The sequence below is a fragment of the Asaia astilbis JCM 15831 genome (assembly GCF_000613845.1).
GTDB lineage: Bacteria > Pseudomonadota > Alphaproteobacteria > Acetobacterales > Acetobacteraceae > Asaia > Asaia astilbis.
The window spans coordinates 193,280-211,839 of the sequence record NZ_BAJT01000001.1 but is presented as its reverse complement, the minus strand read 5'-3'; the positions used below and the strand labels follow the sequence as shown (position 1 = coordinate 211,839).

The 18,560-nt window shown below is 59.2% G+C and carries 15 protein-coding genes and 4 pseudogenes; 3 read left to right on the top strand and 16 right to left on the bottom strand.

The annotated features are described in order from the left end of the window. The first annotated feature begins 6 nt into the window (after positions 1-6). The 3 pseudogenes from JCM15831_RS15590 to JCM15831_RS15580 all read left to right on the top strand — a co-directional run bounded on the left by JCM15831_RS15590 (position 7) and on the right by JCM15831_RS15580 (position 7,992). Positions 7-3,184: pseudogene (locus tag JCM15831_RS15590) on the top strand (efflux RND transporter permease subunit). Continuing rightward, positions 3,181-6,458, top strand: a pseudogene (locus tag JCM15831_RS15585) (efflux RND transporter permease subunit). Before JCM15831_RS15590 ends, JCM15831_RS15585 begins: the two co-directional pseudogenes overlap by 4 nt. Further along, positions 6,455-7,992, top strand: a pseudogene (locus tag JCM15831_RS15580) (efflux transporter outer membrane subunit). Before JCM15831_RS15585 ends, JCM15831_RS15580 begins: the two co-directional pseudogenes overlap by 4 nt. A gap of 74 nt (positions 7,993-8,066) precedes the next feature. Here JCM15831_RS15580 and JCM15831_RS20725 read toward each other — a convergent pair. The 16 genes and pseudogenes from JCM15831_RS20725 to rplE form a co-directional block, all read right to left on the bottom strand. Continuing rightward, complete coding sequence (locus JCM15831_RS20725) at positions 8,067-8,240, bottom strand: DUF1328 domain-containing protein (RefSeq protein WP_023978976.1); 174 nt, start codon at positions 8,238-8,240, stop codon at positions 8,067-8,069. Between the two features lie 303 nt (positions 8,241-8,543). Next, positions 8,544-9,856 (bottom strand): annotated as a pseudogene (locus JCM15831_RS15575) (MFS transporter). Between the two features lie 344 nt (positions 9,857-10,200). Further along, positions 10,201-10,626 carry a 50S ribosomal protein L17 gene (gene rplQ / locus JCM15831_RS00960; RefSeq protein WP_025822070.1) on the bottom strand — a complete coding sequence of 142 codons (426 nt, stop codon included), beginning with the start codon at positions 10,624-10,626 and terminating at the stop codon, positions 10,201-10,203. A 38-nt stretch (positions 10,627-10,664) separates the two neighbouring features. After that, positions 10,665-11,684 (bottom strand): DNA-directed RNA polymerase subunit alpha, encoded by a 1,020-nt coding sequence (locus JCM15831_RS00955; RefSeq protein WP_025822068.1) that lies wholly within the window; start codon positions 11,682-11,684, stop codon positions 10,665-10,667. A 156-nt stretch (positions 11,685-11,840) separates the two neighbouring features. Continuing rightward, positions 11,841-12,233: a 30S ribosomal protein S11 gene (rpsK, locus tag JCM15831_RS00950; protein ID WP_025822066.1), complete on the bottom strand. Its 393-nt coding sequence runs from the start codon at positions 12,231-12,233 to the stop codon at positions 11,841-11,843. 92 nt (positions 12,234-12,325) lie between these two features. Next, entirely contained in the window at positions 12,326-12,703 is a 378-nt protein-coding gene (gene rpsM / locus JCM15831_RS00945) for a 30S ribosomal protein S13 (RefSeq protein ID WP_025822064.1), read from the bottom strand. A gap of 216 nt (positions 12,704-12,919) precedes the next feature. Next, complete coding sequence (locus tag JCM15831_RS00940) at positions 12,920-13,504, bottom strand: adenylate kinase (protein ID WP_025822062.1); 585 nt, start codon at positions 13,502-13,504, stop codon at positions 12,920-12,922. Next, positions 13,501-14,880: a preprotein translocase subunit SecY gene (gene secY / locus JCM15831_RS00935; RefSeq protein ID WP_025822060.1), complete on the bottom strand. Its 1,380-nt coding sequence runs from the start codon at positions 14,878-14,880 to the stop codon at positions 13,501-13,503. The genes JCM15831_RS00940 and secY overlap by 4 nt, the downstream gene beginning before the upstream one ends. Before the next feature lie 110 nt (positions 14,881-14,990). Next, positions 14,991-15,476: a 50S ribosomal protein L15 gene (gene rplO / locus JCM15831_RS00930; RefSeq protein WP_025822058.1), complete on the bottom strand. Its 486-nt coding sequence runs from the start codon at positions 15,474-15,476 to the stop codon at positions 14,991-14,993. 1 nt (position 15,477) lies between these two features. Beyond that, positions 15,478-15,663 carry a 50S ribosomal protein L30 gene (rpmD, locus tag JCM15831_RS00925; protein ID WP_025822056.1) on the bottom strand — a complete coding sequence of 62 codons (186 nt, stop codon included), beginning with the start codon at positions 15,661-15,663 and terminating at the stop codon, positions 15,478-15,480. Beyond that, positions 15,656-16,237 carry a 30S ribosomal protein S5 gene (rpsE, locus tag JCM15831_RS00920; protein WP_025822054.1) on the bottom strand — a complete coding sequence of 194 codons (582 nt, stop codon included), beginning with the start codon at positions 16,235-16,237 and terminating at the stop codon, positions 15,656-15,658. The genes rpmD and rpsE overlap by 8 nt, the downstream gene beginning before the upstream one ends. 13 nt (positions 16,238-16,250) lie before the next feature. Further along, the gene (gene rplR, locus JCM15831_RS00915) at positions 16,251-16,613 is read right to left on the bottom strand and encodes a 50S ribosomal protein L18 (RefSeq protein WP_025822052.1); all 363 of its coding nucleotides are present in this window, start codon (positions 16,611-16,613) and stop codon (positions 16,251-16,253) included. Next, complete coding sequence (gene rplF / locus JCM15831_RS00910) at positions 16,613-17,149, bottom strand: 50S ribosomal protein L6 (RefSeq protein ID WP_025822050.1); 537 nt, start codon at positions 17,147-17,149, stop codon at positions 16,613-16,615. The genes rplR and rplF overlap by 1 nt, the downstream gene beginning before the upstream one ends. Positions 17,150-17,159: 10 nt before the next feature. Further along, on the bottom strand, positions 17,160-17,558 hold the full coding sequence (gene rpsH, locus JCM15831_RS00905) for a 30S ribosomal protein S8 (protein ID WP_025822048.1): 399 nt from the start codon (positions 17,556-17,558) through the stop codon (positions 17,160-17,162). A gap of 12 nt (positions 17,559-17,570) precedes the next feature. After that, positions 17,571-17,876, bottom strand: a complete 306-nt coding sequence (gene rpsN, locus JCM15831_RS00900) for a 30S ribosomal protein S14 (RefSeq protein ID WP_025822046.1) — start codon at positions 17,874-17,876, stop codon at positions 17,571-17,573. 115 nt (positions 17,877-17,991) lie between these two features. Next, positions 17,992-18,558 (bottom strand): 50S ribosomal protein L5, encoded by a 567-nt coding sequence (rplE, locus tag JCM15831_RS00895; protein WP_025822044.1) that lies wholly within the window; start codon positions 18,556-18,558, stop codon positions 17,992-17,994. Positions 18,559-18,560 lie beyond the last annotated feature (2 nt).

The following is an 18,560-nucleotide window of genomic DNA, read 5'->3' as shown; positions in this document are numbered from 1 at the left end:
CCGGCCATGAACCCGTCACGCCTCTTCATCGATCGTCCGGTCGCCACTTCGCTGTTGATGCTGGCGATCATGCTGACCGGTTTTCTCGGCTATCACTTCCTGCCGATTTCAGCCCTGCCGCAGGTTGAATATCCGACGATCACGGTCTCGACCTTCTATCCGGGTGCCGGCCCGGATGTGATGACGACCTCCGTCACGGCCCCCCTCGAAACGCAGCTTGGCCAGATGCCGGGTCTTGACCAGATGACGTCACAGTCTTCTGGCGGCGCCTCGGTCATCACGCTGCGTTTTGGTCTCGACATGTCGATGGACATTGCCGAGCAGGAGGTGCAGGCGGCGATCAACCAGTCGAATTCCCTGTTGCCGACTGACCTGCCGGCCCCGCCCATCTACGCAAAGGTCAATCCGGCAGACACCCCCGTACTCACGCTCGGGATCACATCGCGTACCCTGCCGCTCACGGACGTGCAGGACTTCGTGAATACGCGTCTGCAGCAGCGTGTCAGCCAGATTTCAGGCGTCGGACTGGTGACGCTCTCGGGCGGCAACCGCAAGGCGATCCGCGTTCGTCTCAATATCCCAAAGCTGACCTCTTACGGCATTGCGATCGATACGGTTCGCACGACAATCGGCACCGTCAATATCAACTCGCCGACCGGCACGTTCGACGGGCCTCATCGCTCGACCACGCTGCGCATCGACGGACAGATTACCTCCGTCGATCAGCTGATGAACCAGATCATCGCCTATCAGAATAACGGCCCGATCCGTCTGCGTGATGTCGGAACAGTCGTGCAGGGTCCCGAAAACGACCAGCTCGCCGCATGGTCCGACAAGACCCCTGCCCTGATCCTGAATGTGCAGCGCCAACCCGGCGCCAACGTGATTTCGGTCGTCGATAACGTGCTGGCCGTGCTGCCTCAGCTACGAAAGACCTTGCCTCCGGGCATTGAGATCACCCCGCTGACCGATCGCACGACCACAATCCGCGCCTCCGTGTCCGACGTGGAGTTCGAGCTTGGCATGGCCATGCTGCTGGTCGTCGCGGTGATCTTCGTCTTCCTGTTCAACGTCCCGGCGACGATCATCCCGAGCCTCAGCGTCCCGCTCTCGCTGATCGGCACCCTCGCCGTCATGTATCTGCTCGATTTCTCGCTCGACAATCTCTCGCTCATGGCACTGACCATCGCGACCGGCTTCGTGGTCGATGACGCCATCGTCGTGATCGAGAACATCGCGCGCTATATCGAGATGGGCGAAGATCGCTATACGGCGGCCGTCAAGGGCTCGCAGGAGATCGGCTTCACGATCATCTCTCTGACCGTTTCCCTGATCGCCGTGCTGATCCCGCTGCTCTTCATGAGCGATGTGGTCGGCCGTCTCTTCCATGAATTTGCGATGACGCTGGCCGTCACGATCGTGATTTCAGCCATCGTCTCCATCACGCTTGTGCCGATGATGTGCGCACGCCTTCTGAGCGAACGCCCGCATGACGCTCAGGACGGCACACGCTTCCAGCGTCTTGCAGCCAAGGTCGGCAACGGAATCGACCGCGTGATTGCTACCTATGCGCGCTGGCTCGATGTCGTTCTGCGTCATCAGACCGCGACGCTCATCGTGGCTCTGGGCACCTTCGTGCTGACCTTTGTGCTCGCCCTCGTCATCCCCAAGGGCTTCTTCCCGCGACAGGATACCGGTGTCGTTCAGTATTACCGAGATGGCTCAGGCCATTTCGTTCGACAGCATGAAGAAGCACCAGGAAGCCGTCATCGCCGAAGTGCTTCAGGACCCTGACGTTGCCAGCGTGTCGAGCTTTGTCGGTATCGACGGGCAGAACATGACGCTCAATGTCGGACGGATGCTCATCAACCTGAAGCCGCTCGAACAGCGCACGAGCGGTCTTTCGGCCATCCTCGCGCGCCTTGCCGAGAGAGGCAGTTCCACACCCGGAGCGCGCCTCTTCCTTCAACCGGTGCAGGATCTCTCGCTCGATTCCACCGTATCGGCGACGCAGTATCAGTTCCTGCTCGAAAACCCGGATTACGACACCTTCAAGACCTGGGTGCCGAAGCTCCTCACCGCACTCCAGAACGAGCCCGCTCTGGCCGATGTCACATCCGACCTGCAGGCCGAGGGACTGGTCGCCCATGTCACGCTCGACCGCACAAACGGCGCGCGCTACTCGATCACGCCTCAGACGGTCGATAACCTTCTTTATGACAGCTACGGCCAGCGTCAGATCTCGACGATCTACACGCAGTCGAACCAGTATCGCGTCATTCTGGAGACCGAACCGCGCTTTCAGCACGATCTGGCAAGCCTGAACCAGCTCTACCTGCCCGGCATCTCGAGCGAGGCCGGTCAAAGCTCCTCAGGCCCGACACGCCTCCCGACCTCGGGTCTCGTGCCGCTGCATCAGGTCACGACCATCACCAAGGGTCTGGCACCGCTTCTGGTCACCCATTTCGGCCAGTTTCCGGCAACGACGGTCTCGTTCAATGTGGCCGAAGGCTATTCGCTCGGAGCGGCCACGAACGCTATCGACCACGCTGCGGCGGCGATCGGTCTGCCTCCGGCGTTCCAGACGGCGTTTCAAGGCACGGCGGCCGCTTTCCGTTCCTCGCTCAGCAACGAACTCTATCTCGTGATCGCAGCCCTGCTGGCCGTCTATATCGTGCTTGGCGTGCTCTATGAGAGCTTCATCCACCCGCTCACCATTCTCTCGACCCTGCCCTCTGCCGCCATCGGCGCGCTTCTGGCGCTGCTGCTCTGCGGTATGGACCTCGACGTGATGGGCATTATCGGCATCGTCCTGCTGATCGGTATCGTCAAGAAAAACGCCATCATGATGATCGACTTCGCTCTCGAAGCCGAGCGTCTTGACGGCCTCGCGCCGCTCGATGCGATCCGGCGTGCGGCGCTGCTGCGGTTCCGTCCGATCCTCATGACGACACTGGCCGCCTTCTTCGGCGCACTGCCGTTGATGCTGGGTCAGGGTGTCGGCTCTGAGCTGCGTCGCCCGCTCGGCGTCGCCATCGTCGGCGGCCTGCTGCTCTCGCAGCTGCTGACCTTGTTTACGACGCCGGTGATCTATCTGATGATGGATCGCATCGCGAGCGCCACGCGCCGTCGCTTCGGTATGCGCAGCATGTCCGAGCGCCTTGCCGAACAGGGTGGCGAGTGAACATCACCCGCCCCTTCATCCTTCGGCCGGTAGCGACCTCGCTGCTGACCGTCGCGATGCTGATTGCCGGCCTTCTGGCCTACACCACACTGCCTGTCGCCGATCTGCCAATGTGGATATGCCGGTCATCATGGTGCAGGCCCAGCAGGCAGGCGGATCACCCACCGAAATTGCCAGCACCATCGCCGCTCCGCTTGAGCGTCATCTGGGCGCCATCGCCGGTCTGACCGAAATGACCTCGCAATCGATGGTCAATCAGGCGCGTATCATCCTTCAGTTCGATTTGTCCCGCGACATCAACGGTGCAGCCCGCGACGTCGAGGCCGCCCTTCAGGCGGCACGCGCCGATCTGCCCACCACATTGCGAACCAATCCGAGCTATCAGAAGGCCAATCCGAACGGGGCCCCCATTCTGGTTATGGCTCTGACCTCCCGGACCAAAACGCCGGCAACGCTCTATGATGAAGCCACCAACGTGCTTCAGCAGCAGCTCAGCCAGGTTCAGGGCGTCGGTCAGGTCGAGGTCGGCGGCGGCGCGCTGCCCGCCGTTCGCGTCGAGATCAATCCTCTTCAGCTCTATAAATTCGGGATCGGCTTTGAGGATGTTCGCGCGGCGCTGGCCTCCGCCAATGCTCACACGCCCAAAGGCTTCATCGATTCAAACGGCTTTCGCTTCACCCTCGATACGAACGATCAGGCGGAGAAAGCACAGGCCTATCGCGATCTCATCATTGCCTATCGCAACACACGCCCCGTCAGGCTATCCAGCATCGCCGAGGTCAATGACAGCGTCGAAAACCTGCGGACACTGGGCGTCTATAACGGACAGCGCGCCGTCGTCGGGCTCGTTTTTGCCCAGGCAGGCGCGAACATCGTCAAGACAGCGGATGAGATCAAGGCACGCCTACCCCTTATCCGCGCCGCCCTTCCCGCCGGGATTGATCTGCATATCGCTGTCGACCGGTCCCTGACCATCCGGGCCGCCTTGAGCGACACCAAGCTGACCCTGATCCTTGCCGTCATTCTGGTCGTGCTGGTCGTGCTGGTCTTTCTGCAATCGGCCCCGGCCATCCTCGTGCCCGCCATCGTCGTGCCGACCTCGATCATCGCGACCTTCGCCGCCATGAAGCTGCTGGGCTATCAGCTCGATAACATGTCACTGATGGCACTGACCATCTCGACCGGCTTCGTGGTCGATGACGCCATTGTGGTGCTCGAAAACATCACCCGCTATCTCGAACAGGGACAGTCACCGCTCAAGGCGGCGCTGACGGGGGCTGGCGAGGTCGCCTTCACCGTCATGTCGATTACGTTCTCGCTGATTGCCGTCTTTGTGCCCATCATTCTGCTTGGCGGCGTAGCAGGGCGTCTGTTCCACGAGTTTGCCATGACGATCTCGATCACACTTGTGATCTCCATGGTTCTCTCCCTGTCGCTGACCCCGATGATCTGCGCCCTCCTGCTCCGTCCGGCGAAAGAAGAGCACAAGCGTGCCCGTATCGCGATCTATCTCGACAGACAGATCACGCGCATCACCGATGGCTATGTCGTGTCACTGGACTGGTCGCTGCGCCATCGCTGGCTCATGCTGCTCAGCCTGCCGCTCACACTCGTTATCGCAGGGGCTCTCTTCGTCAAAATGCCCAAAGGCTTTTTCCCGGATGAGGATACCGGGATCATGATGGGTCACATCATTGGCGATCAGTCCGCCTCGTTCAGCCAGATGAGCACCAAGACCTACGATGTCGCCAAAACGGTATCGAAGGATCGCGACGTCGCAGCTGTCGTCGGTTTTCTCGGCGGACGACAGGCCAATCAGACCAATCTCTTCGCCTCTCTCAAAGACAAATCCGCACGCGAAGACACGGTCACCCAGACCATCGAACGCCTTGGTCGTAAATTCAGCAAGATGGTCGGGGCGGAGGTCTTCTTCATGGCACCGGGCGCCGTTCGTGCTGGTGCGCGTGGCGGGAACGCCTCTTATCAATATGCGCTGCAAGGTCCGGATGCCGACGAGCTTTTCGCGCTGACCCCAAAGGTCGTGGAAGCCTTCCAGAAGCTGCCCGAACTGATGGATGTCTCTTCCGATCTGAGCGAAGGGGGTTCGGCGCTGGACGTGAAGATCAATCGTGACCTGTCATCACGTTTTCAGATCACGCCGCAGCTGGTCTCCAACATCCTGTTCGACGCTTATGGCCAGCGCGCGGCTTCTGTCATCTACAAGCCGATCAACCAGTATCGCGTGATCATGGAAGCCGCTCCCCGCTTCTGGAAAGACACGCATTCACTCAATCAGGTCTGGGTCAGCACATCAGGAGGCACCGCAGCAGGCAGCGTCGCCTCGAACCGTATCCGCGTTGTCGCCACAAGCACCAGCTCGACCAGCGCCTCGACGGCTGACACGAACTACCAGAACCAGATGGCCAATAGCCTCGCAGGCGGCAACAGCGCGTCTTCTGGCTCGGCTGTGGCAACCAGCAGCTCGACCATGGTGCCATTGTCGCTCACCTCGCATATTCTGCCCGGCACAACGGCTCTCAGCGTCAATCATCAGGGCCAGTCGGTCGCCACCACGATCTCGTTCAATCTCAAGCCGGGCGTCTCTCTCGGCGATGCGGTCACATCGATCAATGCGGCCCTGCTCAAGCTGCACGTTCCCTCCGACATTCAGGGTGGATTTGCGGGCAACGCAGCGTTGTTCCAGAAATCGGTCAACGACGAACCCCTCCTGATTCTGGCGGCCCTTGCTGCGGTCTATATTGTGCTGGGTATTCTCTATGAGAGCCTGGTGCATCCGATCACCATTCTCTCGACCCTGCCTTCCGCTGGCGTCGGGGCCATTCTGGCGTTGCAGATCTTTGGCGAAGAATTCTCGCTGATCGCCATGATCGGGGTCATCTTGCTGATCGGTATCGTCAAGAAAAACGCGATCATGCTGATCGACTTCGCCATGCAGGCCCAGCGAGACGGTGCGACGCCCGAAGAGGCCATTCGTATGGCCAGTGCGCTGCGTTTTCGCCCCATCATGATGACGTCGCTCGCCGCTGCGCTCGGCGCTGTTCCGTTGATCATTGCCAATGGCTATGGTGCGGAATTACGACGCCCCTTGGGTATTTCCATCCTCGGTGGCCTGGTGGTCAGCCAGGCCCTCACCCTTTACAGCACGCCCGCCGTGTTTCTCACGCTCGATGCTCTGGGGCGCAAAATTAAACGCCGCCTTCAGTCCCTCACCGCGCTCTTTCGCCCGCGCCATCAGGATCAGATTCAAGGATGACTTCCTCCCCGTCCCGCTCCGCTCGACGCTTCAGCCTCCTTGCTGCATGTTGCATGCCCCTTCTGGGGGGATGTTTCATGGTCGGTCCTGACTATCATCGCCCCCACGCCGTGATTTCCCCACAGTTCAAGGAAGCTCCCAAGCCTCCTCAGGGATGGGGTGTGGCCCAGCCTCACCTCGCCGAGGCATCGAAGGGCGCGTGGTGGGAGGTCTATAATGATCCGCAGCTGAACTGGCTGGAATCTCAGGTCGCGATCTCGAACCAGAACGTCAAACAATACGAAGCCCAGTTTCGCAAAGCCGAAGCCACGATCGACGCGATCAGGGCACAGCTTTTCCCAACCTGTCCGGGACATTCAGCTTTACCCAAAACGCTCAGGGCAGAGCCTCACAGAGTGCTAGTTCAGGATCAGTGGTCACCTACACGAATTCGACCACAACCAACACCTGGAACACGGGGCCATCGGCCTCCTGGACGCTCGACGTCTGGGGGCGCATCCGTCGTCAGGTGCAGCAGCAGGTGACGGCGGCGCAGGCTAGTGCAGCCGATCTCGCAAATGCCCAGCTTTCCTACCAGTCTCAGCTGGCGAGCGCCTATTTCAACCTGCGCTATCAGGACAGCCTGAAAAAGCTCTATCTGAATAATGTCGGCTACTTCCAGCAGGCTCTGACCATCGTTCAAAATCAGGTCGATGCCGGGGTGACCGACCCCAGCGCACTCTGGCAGGCCAAATACCAGCTCCAGCAAACTCGGGCACAGGCCACTCAGGCGGGCATCACGCGCGCGCAATACGAGCATGCCATTGCGGTCCTCATCGGCCGGGCGCCTGCAGACCTGACAATCCCAACAGGTGCCCTACCGCTCTCCTTGCCGACACCGCCGCAGTCCCTGCCTTCAGTCCTGCTGCAACGTCGGCCTGATATCGCAGCCGCGGAACGCACGATGGAAGGCTATAATGCTTCAATCGGCACAGCCATCGCTGCCTACTATCCCGAGATTTCAGTCAGTGCGTCTTACGGCTATAGCGGCAACCCGCTTCAGACACTCGTACAGGCGGCAACACGGTTCTGGTCCCTTGGCGCATCGTCCACCGAAACCCTTTTCAAGGGTGGAGCAAGGACGGCAGCGGTTCGTTCCGCACGTGCGGATTATGACGCGTCAGTCGCAACATATCGCCAGACCGTGCTAACCGCCCTTCAGGGGGTGGAAGACAATTTGTCCAATTTGCGCCTCTTGAGTGAGCAGCTCACGCAGCAGGATGTCGCCGTCAAATCGGCTCAGGAAGCGGTGCGCGTCTCGTTGAACGAATACATGGCCGGCACGCAGACCTACACGACTGTTCTCACAAGCCAGCAAAGCGCCCTCAATTACGAAGTGCAGGCTCTGGGGATCCATCAGAGCATGGCCATTTCGCATGTCGATTTGATTGTTGCTCTGGGCGGAGGTTGGGACGTTTCGCAGCTCCCGAACAAGGCGTCGCTGCAGACAAATAATCCCCTCCTGCCTGAGTTCATCTCAAAAACGAAGCAGTGAGCCACGCATCAGGCAAAAAAGGGGGAGAGCCGCAAGGCCCTCCCCCGTTTCTTATGGTGTTCAATCGCGCAGGCTCAGGTCACAGCCTTGCCGACGAAAACCGCGATGACCAGAAACAGCACGAACAGCGCGATGAACAGGAAGAACAGAATCTTCGCGATCCCCGCCGATGCCGCCGAAATACCGGTAAACCCGAAAAGACCCGCGATCAGGGAGATGATCAGAAAGAATATGGCTAGCTTCAGCATGGGGGACCCCTCGTTGTTCTGTGGGAGCGTCAACGCGGTCCTGCGATAAAAGTTCGCCTCACAAGACCCGCTTACAGGCTCTGCAGTTCGGCTCAGGCCCGCCGAAGATCTTGCCGAACGTCATCCAGACCTCAGACGTCTCCCGATCTGTGGCCCGCCTCTTCAATCGTCAGAACGGCGGCGTAGGGATGCGCATTCCCTCCGCAGCAGCACAGAATCAAAAATGCCGTTGACCTTGGCCAACGGCATTTCCTCAACAAGCCAGATGATAGGGAGCGGCCCGCAAGAACCGCCCGCTTTTTATCAGTGACCGACCGCCGTAACCGACTCACCGCGGGCAATGGCTTCCTGCGTGTAGCGACGGGCTTCGTCGGAGATCCGCAATGTAATCGTCATCCCGGCAGCTGCGAGATAGATTACAGCGAAGGCCCAGATGATCCCTTCCATGCCAAAGCCGAAAACGCTTCCGCAAATACCAGCAATCGCCGGACCGACCCAGGTGCTCGCACCTGCGCCAAGACCAAGGATCGACAGCGCTGCTGCCTTTTCCTTCGGGCAGATCTGCGGCATCAGGCCGGACAGCGGCACGAAGGCAGCAACAGTCGCGCCGTAGAAGATACCCACGGCAGCCGCAGCGACGAAGTTACCCGGATACCAGACAGGAACGTAGTAGAAGAGCGGGATCGAAATAAAGCCGCCAATGCCCCCGAAGACAGCGACAATGAAACGATGACCCAGGCGTCCGCCAGCATCCCTGAAACCAGATTGAAGAGAATGTTGCTGAGGAAGATCAGAGACAGAAGGTTCAGCCACTGGCCCTGAGTGAACCCGAGATGGTCAATGAAGAACGCGGGCATGATGGCGAGAAATGCATATTCCGACGACGTGTCGATCGTACGGACGATACCGGCGATCAGGGTCTTGGGCTCACGCCACATGATCGAGATCGAGCCGAAAAAGATGTCACGCGTGCTGACGTCATCCGGAAGAAGACGCTTCTTGCCGGTCGGCTCATGGGTGAACAGCAGAGCGACCAGGCCACCGAACACCACGAGACCGAGCGAGCACCAGAATGTCGCCAGTTCGCCAATGGCAGGAATGGCGTAGCGGGCAAACTGCGAACCGAGTGTCGGCAGACCCGCCGAAAAGGAGAACCAGAACCAGCCAGCCGCAGATCCCAGCATATTTGCTGGCGTCGCTGCCGCAATCCAGACCAGGAAGCCATAGGCAAAGAGCGGATAGGCAAAACCACGCAGCGTGTAGAAGATGAGCGTCATGGTGAAATTGTTCGGTCCAAGACCGAGAGCAAGCAGCCCGACTTCAAGGAGCGCCCAGAGGATCAGGCCAATCCACATGACCTTCTTCGGACCGTAGAGATCCGAAAGCGGACCGGAGAACCAGGCGGAGATCATGACCGTTATGCCATAGGTCGTGAAGAGCAGGTTCACATCGCCCTGCGTATGACCGTTATGGAGCATGAAGGTGTCGAGATACCCCGCCTCAACGCCGTCGCCGATCATGAAGAGGAGAAGGCCGACGAAGCCAAAGAAGAGGGGGCGTGGGATGCCCAGGATCTCAGCGATCCCGCGTTTCTGGGTGGTGCTTGCCTCAGACAAAGAAGCTCTCCTGTATCTACACGCGACACGAGCGTACCGGACCTCATTGCCCGGGGCGGCATGGGAAGCGTGGTGACTGGTCCTACGAGAGTGCTCGGACCGTATGGGTGATCAGGATTGGTGAACGCTGGTGAGCGCTCTTATATCCATCCCAACCTCACGAATCTGTGATGAAACAGAAACGTCATCAGACATGAACAATTATCCCAAGCATCGCGCTCGGCTTGTTCATGATCAGCTCAAGGGCGGTCTTAAACGAACTGCGCCCATTTTGTAAGCCATAAACCAGAAAAGCCGGACGGTTTCCCGTCCGGCTTTCTGCAAAGCGCAAGAAGCTGTTAGCTTCAGGCTGCCATGGGCTCTTCACCAGACTGGTTGAAGACCGGGCCGCTATCCTTGCCCTTGGCCTCCACGTCGCGATCGACCATCTCGACAACGGCCATGTCAGCATTGTCGCCATAACGGACGCCAGCCTTTAGGACGCGGGTGTAGCCACCCGAACGGCCCTGATAACGCTCAGCGATCGTCGAGAACAGCTTGGCAACGATCGTCTCGTCACGAAGATGTGCAAATGCCTGGCGACGAGCGTGGAGCGTGCCACGCTTGCCGAGGGTGATCAGCTTCTCGACGACCGGACGAATTTCCTTCGCCTTCGGCAGCGTCGTCGTGATCTGCTCGTGCTTGATAATAGCCACGGCCATGTTGCGGAACATAGCTGCGCGGTGGGTCGAGGTAACATTGAGCTTACGCCCAGCAACACCATGACGCATGATCGGGTTTCCTTACTCTACTTTCTACCGGATAAGGCTCAGAACGTCTCGTCGAGACGCTTCGCCAGATCCTCAATGTTCTCGGGAGGCCAGGCCGGAACATTCATTCCCAGCGACAGACCCATGGAAGTCAGAACTTCCTTGATTTCATTCAGCGACTTGCGGCCGAAATTCGGCGTGCGCAGCATTTCCTGTTCGGACTTCTGCACCAGGTCACCGATATAAACGATGTTATCGTTCTTCAGGCAGTTGGCGCTACGAACCGAAAGCTCAAGCTCGTCAACCTTGCGAAGCAGGTTGCGGTTGAACGGCAGGTCGTCACGGGGCTCTTCCTGACGGACCGGACGCGGCTCATCGAAGTTGATGAACAGCTGAAGCTGGTCTTGCAGGATGCGAGCAGCCAAAGCCAGGCTGTCTTCCGGCGTAACCGCACCGTTCGTCTCAAGCGTGAGCAACAACTTGTCATAGTCGGTGACCTGACCCACGCGGGTCGGCTCAACCTTGTAAGACACCTTGCGGACCGGGGAGTAGATCGCATCGATGGGGATAAGCCCAATCGGTGCATCTTCCGGACGGTTAGCTGCGGCCGGGACGTAACCCTTGCCCATGTTAACCGTGAATTCCATGCCCAACTTAACGCCGTCATCGAGCGTGCAGATAACGAGGTCAGGGTTCATGATTTCGATGTCATGACCTGCCTGAATCTGGCCTGCACGCACTTCGCCGGGGCCGGTGGCCGTCAGCACCATACGCTTGGGGCCTTCACCGTGCATACGCAGGGCAAGCTGCTTGATGTTCAGCACGATATCCGTCACGTCCTCGCGGACGCCCGGCACGGACGAAAACTCATGCAGCACGCCGTCGATCTGGATCGCCGTCACAGCGGCACCCTGAAGCGAAGACAGCAGAACGCGACGAATCGCATTGCCGAGCGTCATGCCAAAACCACGCTCCAGCGGCTCGGCGATCACCGTGGCTGTCTGCGTGGGCACGGAGCCGGGCGCGACTTCCAGCTTTTCCGGCTTGATAAGGGACTGCCAGTTCTTCTGGAGGACCAATGTCGTGGCCTTTCAAACAACTTGTCCCGCTGGGCACCAACGGAACATCAACCGCACCGTAGTGCGGTCAGAACGTGCCGGTGGCTCTCCCGACAGGAAGAACCACCTACGGACGGGTGGTGAGAGACAGACGGCCCCTGATGGGGCCGCAGTCAATCAGACGCGACGACGCTTGCGCGGGCGGCAACCGTTATGCGGCACCGGAGTCATATCGCGGATCGACGTGATGGAAAACCCGACAGCCTGAAGGGCACGGAGGGCGCTCTCACGACCCGAACCCGGGCCCGAGACTTCAATCTCAAGAGTTTCCATGCCGTGATCGCGAGCCTTGCGGCCAGCGTCTTCAGCAGCAACCTGAGCAGCATACGGGGTCGACTTACGCGAACCCTTGAAGCCCTGGGCGCCAGCCGAAGACCAGGCAATCGAATTGCCCTGGGCATCGGAGATGGTGATCATGGTGTTGTTGAACGTCGAAAGAACGTGCGCGACACCAGAGATAATGTTCTTGCGCTCCTTCTTACGGATGCGCGGGGCTGCGGCCTTGGCCATAGTGAGGTCGTCCTGTCAAACTTAGCAATGAGCGAAGGGACGAGAACAGCCTGAAGGCCGTCGCTCGCCACGATCCGCTTAAGATGCGCGAATTAGCGCGTAGCTTTCTTCTTACCGGCAATCGCCACGGCCTTGCCCTTACGGGTACGGGCGTTCGTGTGCGTCCGCTGGCCGCGCACCGGCAGACCACGGCGATGACGCAGACCGCGATAGCAACCAAGGTCCATCAGACGCTTGATGTTCATCGCGGTTTCACGGCGGAGGTCACCCTCAACGCGGAAATCTGCATCGATCAGTTCGCGGATCTTCACGATCTCGTCGTCGCTCAGCTCGTTAACGCGCTTCGCATCAGGAACTTCAAGCTTCGTGCAGATTGCCTTCGCCGTCGACGGACCAATGCCGTAGATGTAGCTCAGGGCAATGACTACCCGCTTGTTCGTCGGAATATTTACGCCGGCAATACGCGCCACGCCACTCACTCCCTGCCTGACCGGAAGGCCAGGCTCTCTTTTCTGCTTCGACCCGAAATTCGGGCCAGTTCAATCGAAGCTGTTCGATCCGGCAAAGAATCGATCACCGTTGAGGTGACGACCACCAGACCTGACAGCACCTGTGTCGAGGGCGCGAGATATATCGAGCACCCCCCCTTGAGTCAAATAAAACCGTTCACATTTGCGTGATCGACGTTACTCAGACCCCTTGTTCAGACCGAGAGCCGAGACAATCGCCTCATGAACAGACTGTACGTCCTGCATACCGTCTATCTGACGCAAGCGTCCTGCACTCTCATAATACGGCAAAATTGGCGCCGTCTGGTCCTGATAGACCTGTATACGCCGACGCACCGTATCGGGTTCATCATCTGCTCTGCGTGAGCCATCCGGGGCGCGTCGTTGCGCGAGACGCCCAACAATCTGCTCCGCGTCGACACCGAGCAGGAGCACGGCATCGATCTTCATGCCACGCGCTGCCAGCATGGTATCCAGCGCTTCCGCCTGGCTCTCCGTACGGGGAAACCCGTCGAGAATGAAGCCCTGCGCACAATCGGACTGGAGTGTCCGACTATGGATAAGGTCGATCATGACCGGATCCGGCACAAACTGCCCGGATTCGACAATCGACTTCACGTTCAGACCCAAAGGCGTCCCTGCGGCCATCTCGGCACGAAGCATATCCCCGGTGGAGATCTGCTTCAGACCGAAATCCTGCTCGAGGCGCTGGGCCTGCGTGCCCTTACCCGCACCGGGCGGACCGAGAAGGATAATGTTCATCGGCGACGCACTCCTCGAGACTGATCTCCCTTGGCGTTACCACGTCCGCCGCGCTGCTTGCGGATCAGGCCCTGATAGCGATGCGCCACCAGATGGGACTGAACCTGCGTCATCGTATCGATCGTAACCGACACGATAATGATGAGGCTCGTTCCGCCGAAGTAGAAAGGCACGTTGTAACGGCTGATGAGAATCTGCGGCAGCAGACACACGGCAACAAGGTAGAGCGCACCGATCGTCGTCAGGCGGGAAAGAATCCGATCGAAATAACGCGCCGTATTCGAACCCGGTCTGATCCCCGGCACGAAGCCGCCCTGCTTGCGCAGATTCTCTGCTGTCTCTTCAGGATTGAAGGTCACAGCCGCATAGAAATACGAGAAGAACAGAATCATCGCCGCATAGAAAATCATGTAGAGCGGCTGCCCCTGCCCGAACTCCTGCCCAAGCGTATTCAACCACCCCGGCATGTTCTTGCCATTCATGAAGCCGGAGATCGTGACCGGAATCAGAAGGACAGAAGACGCAAAGATCGGAGGAATAACGCCCGCCGTATTGACCTTGAGCGGCATATGCGAGGAATCGCCCCCGAACATCCGGCTTCCAACCTGACGCTTGGGATACTGAATCACCACACGACGCTGAGCCTGCTCCATAAACACGATAAACGCGATGGTAGCGCCCGCAAGCACCAGGAACAGCAGCACGAAGAACGGTGACAACGCGCCCGTGTATCCGAGTTGGAAAAGGCTCGCGAGGGCATGAGGCAGGTTGGCCACGATACCGGCAAAGATAATCAGCGAAATGCCATTACCGACGCCGCGAGACGTGATCTGCTCGCCTAACCACATGAGGAACATCGTGCCACCCACGAGGGTGATAACGCTCGACAGAATGAAGAACGGCCCCGGTGTAACGACGGCACTGGCCCCGTTATTCGTGATGTGCTCGAGTCCCATCGCAATGCCATAGGCCTGAAACAGGGCAATCAGCACGGTCAGGTAACGCGTGTAAGCATTGAGCTTTTTGCGGCCCTGATCGCCTTCCTTCTTCAGCGCTTCCAGCGACGGCAGGGCTGTCGACAGCAGCTGCACGATGATCGAGGCACTGATATAGGGCATGATATTGAGAGCGAACACGGTCATACGACCGAGTGCACCACCGGTGAACATGTCGAACATGCCGATGATGCCGCCCTGGTTCTGATGCAGAAGCTGACCCATGACCGTCGCATCGACCCCAGGCACCGGAATGTAGGTGCCGAGACGATAGATAATGAGTGCGCCCAGCGTGAACCAGATACGCTTTTTCAGCTCGGTCGCCTTGGCGAACGAACTCAGATTGAGATTGGCGGCAAGCTGCTCGGCTGCGGAGGCCATCCACCGGTCCTTTCAACAAAAACAGCGTCACCGCGCGGGCGCGGGACGCTGTTTATGATTACCTATGCCCGCCCTACACCGCAACCGGTGCAGAACGTTCTTTTGGGCGATCAAGCCTCGGCGGGAGCCTCAGCCTTCGCGGCAACCTTGACAGAGCCACCAGCCTTTTCGACAGCCGCAATAGCGGATGCAGAGGCGCCGGAGATGTCGAAGGTCACTGCGCGGGTCAGTTCACCCTTTGCCAGCAGGCGGATACCGGCATACTTGCCAGTGCCAACCAGACCGGCAGCGCGGAGAACGTCTTCCGTGATCGTAACGTCTGCCTGGAGCTTGCCGTCAGCAATCGCGCGATCAATGGTGCCCAGGTTGATCGGAGCAAATTCCTTGCGGAAGATGTTCTTAAACCCGCGCTTCGGCATACGACGGTACAGCGGAAGCTGACCACCCTCGAAGCCGTTCAGCGAGACGCCTTCACGCGCCTTCTGACCCTTAACGCCGCGACCGGACGTCTTGCCTTTGCCTGAACCGATACCACGGCCCAGACGCTTCTTGCGGTAACGAGAACCCTCGTTATCGCGGAGTTCATTGAGGTTCATATCAACCCTCCACCTGGATGAGGTGGGCGACCTTGCGGATCATGCCGCGAACCGAAGGTGTATCCTCCAGCTCACGCTCGCTGCCGATGCCGCGCAGACCGAGACCGATAAGGGTATCGGCCTGGCCAGGCTTACGCCCGATAGCAGAAGCAATCTGCTTGACGCGAACAGTCTTGTTCTCAGCCATTGGTCGCCTCCACGGTCTCTTCTGACGAAGCTTCACGCTTCGCGAACAGCTCGGAAGCCTTCTTGCCACGACGGCTTGCAACAGCGCGGGGGCTGCTGCAACGCTCAAGCGCTGCAAATGTGGCCTTGACCATGTTATGCGGGTTACGGGTCCCGAGGGACTTCGCAACGACGTCATTCACACCGAGTGATTCGAAGACAGCGCGCATCGGGCCGCCTGCGATGATCCCTGTTCCGGCTTCAGCTGCACGCACCACGACCTTACCAGCACCGAAATGCCCGAAAGAATCATGATGAAGCGTACGACCTTCCTTCATGGGAACGCGGATCATGGTGCGCTTGGCGCGTTCGGTCGCCTTGCGGATCGCTTCGGGGACTTCACGAGCTTTACCCGCACCGTACCCAACGCGACCCTTCTGATCACCAACCACAACCAGTGCGGCAAAAGCGAAACGACGTCCGCCCTTAACCACCTTGGCTACACGGTTGATCGTGACCAGCTTGTCGACCAGATCGTCGCCTTCGCGTTCCCGCTCGCGACCACCACGGCCGCCTTCTCTTGGCTCACGTGCCATGTGTGATCCTTCCTTAGAACGAAAGGCCGCCCTCACGGGCAGCTTCGGCCAGCGCCTTGACGCGGCCATGATAAAGATATGCACCGCGATCGAAAACGACCGCCGTCACGCCAGCTGCGAGCGCACGCTCTGCAACGAGCTTGCCGACAACCGAAGCGGCTTCGACATTTGCGCCGGTCTTGCCAGCGTCGCGCAGGGTCTTTTCGAGGGTCGAAGCGCTGGCGAGTGTCACGCCCTGCGCATCGTCGATGACCTGTGCATAAATGTTCTTGCCTGAGCGGAAGACCGACAAACGCGGCCGGCCACCGCTCTTGCGGCGAAGCTGGAAGCGAAGCCGCTGACGGCGCCGTTCCTGCAATCCATGCTGCGTAGCCATTATTTCTTCTTGCCTTCCTTACGACGGAGAACTTCGGTCTCGTACCGCACGCCCTTGCCCTTATAGGGTTCCGGCTTACGGAAGTTGCGGATATCGAGCGCAACCTGACCAACACGCTGCTTGTCGTTGCCTTCGACCGTGATGGCCGTCGGACGGGGCGTGGTGATCTTGACGTCAGCCGGGACCGGGTAAACGACGTCGTGGGAGTACCCGAGATTCATGACCAGGTTCGAGCCCTGGACGCTGGCACGGAAACCCGTTCCGGTGATTTCGAGCGTCTTGCTGAAACCTTCGGAAACGCCCTTGACGACATTGGCGACGACCGCACGGGTCGTTCCCCACATCGTCCAGGTCTCGCGTGAGCGATTACCAACCGGACGCACGGTGACCTTGCCGTCTTCGACCTTCGCTTCAACGAAGCGGGTCAGAGGCATGGTGAGCGAACCGCGCTTACCCTTGGCCGTCAGCGTTCCGTCAGCGATTGAAACTTCAACGCCTGCAGGAATGACAACCGGATATTTGCCTACTCGTGACATGTGATCCTCCTTAGAAGACGCGGCAGAGGACTTCGCCACCGACATTAGCGGCGCGAGCCTCGATATCCGACAGGATACCGCGCGGGGTGGAAAGGATCGACACGCCGAGACCGGCATAGACGCGCGGCAGTTCCTTGATCTTGGAATACACGCGACGGCCCGGCTTGGACACGCGGTGGATTTCCTTGATCACGGGCTGGCCATCAGCGTATTTCAGCTCGATGCGAAGCTGGGAGATACCGGCGCGCAGCTCTTCCGTGGAATACCCACGAATATAGCCTTCGCGACGCAGCGCTTCCAGAACGTTGGCACGCAGCTTTGAAGCCGGTGAGATGCAAGCCGCGTGACGGGCACGCTGAGCATTGCGAATACGGGTGAGCATATCACCCAACGGATCGGAAAGGGACATTCGCTTTCTACCTTACCAGCTCGACTTAACCATACCGGGGATCTGGCCGGTTGAGGCCAGGTCGCGCAGAGCGATACGGCTCAGCTCGAACTTGCGGTAGTTCGCGCGGGGACGTCCCGAAACCTTGCAACGCAGACGGAACCGAACGCGCGACCCGTTACGCGGCATTTCTGCCAGCTTCAGGGTTGCGTCGAAACGCTCCTCTACCGGAAGGGTCCGGTCCTTGATGATATCTTTCAACGCGGTCCGCTTCGCTTTATCGCGCAGCGCCATCTGGGCGCGCTTAGCGTTGCGGTTCACGGCGGAGATCTTTGCCATGCTAAATCTTCTCCCGGAACCTGTCGGGCCAATCCCAACGGTTTTCCAAACAGCGTGTGTATATAGGGAGCCGGGCTTCCTTTGGAAAGGAAAAAACCCGGTTCAACCCAATAAATCAGGCAGTGAAGGGCAGATCGAACGCCTTAAGCAGCGCTTTTGCCTCTTCATCCGTCTTCGCCGTGGTGACGAAGATGATGTCCATGCCACGTACGGAATCGATCTTGTCGTAGTCGATTTCCGGGAACACGATCTGCTCCTTGATGCCCATGGCAAAGTTGCCACGACCGTCAAAGCCCTTGTTCGGGGGCAGACCGCGGAAGTCACGGATGCGCGGCATCGCAATCGTCGTAAGACGATCGAGGAATTCGTACATACGCGTGCGACGCAGGGTCACCTTACAACCGATCGGCAGACCCTCACGGATCTTGAAGCCGGCGATTGCCTTACGGGCAACAGTCTTGACCGGCTTCTGACCGGAGATTGCTGCCATTTCGGCAACAGCTGCGTCGAGCTGCTTCTGGTCGCCCGCGGCTTCGCCGACGCCCATGTTCAGCACGATCTTTTCCAGCTTCGGCACCTGCATGGCGTTCTTGTAGCCGAACTGCTCACGCAGCTGGCCACGAAGGACGTCATTGTAACGCTGCTGCAGGCGTGGCTGAACGCGGATAATGGTCTCGCTCATAG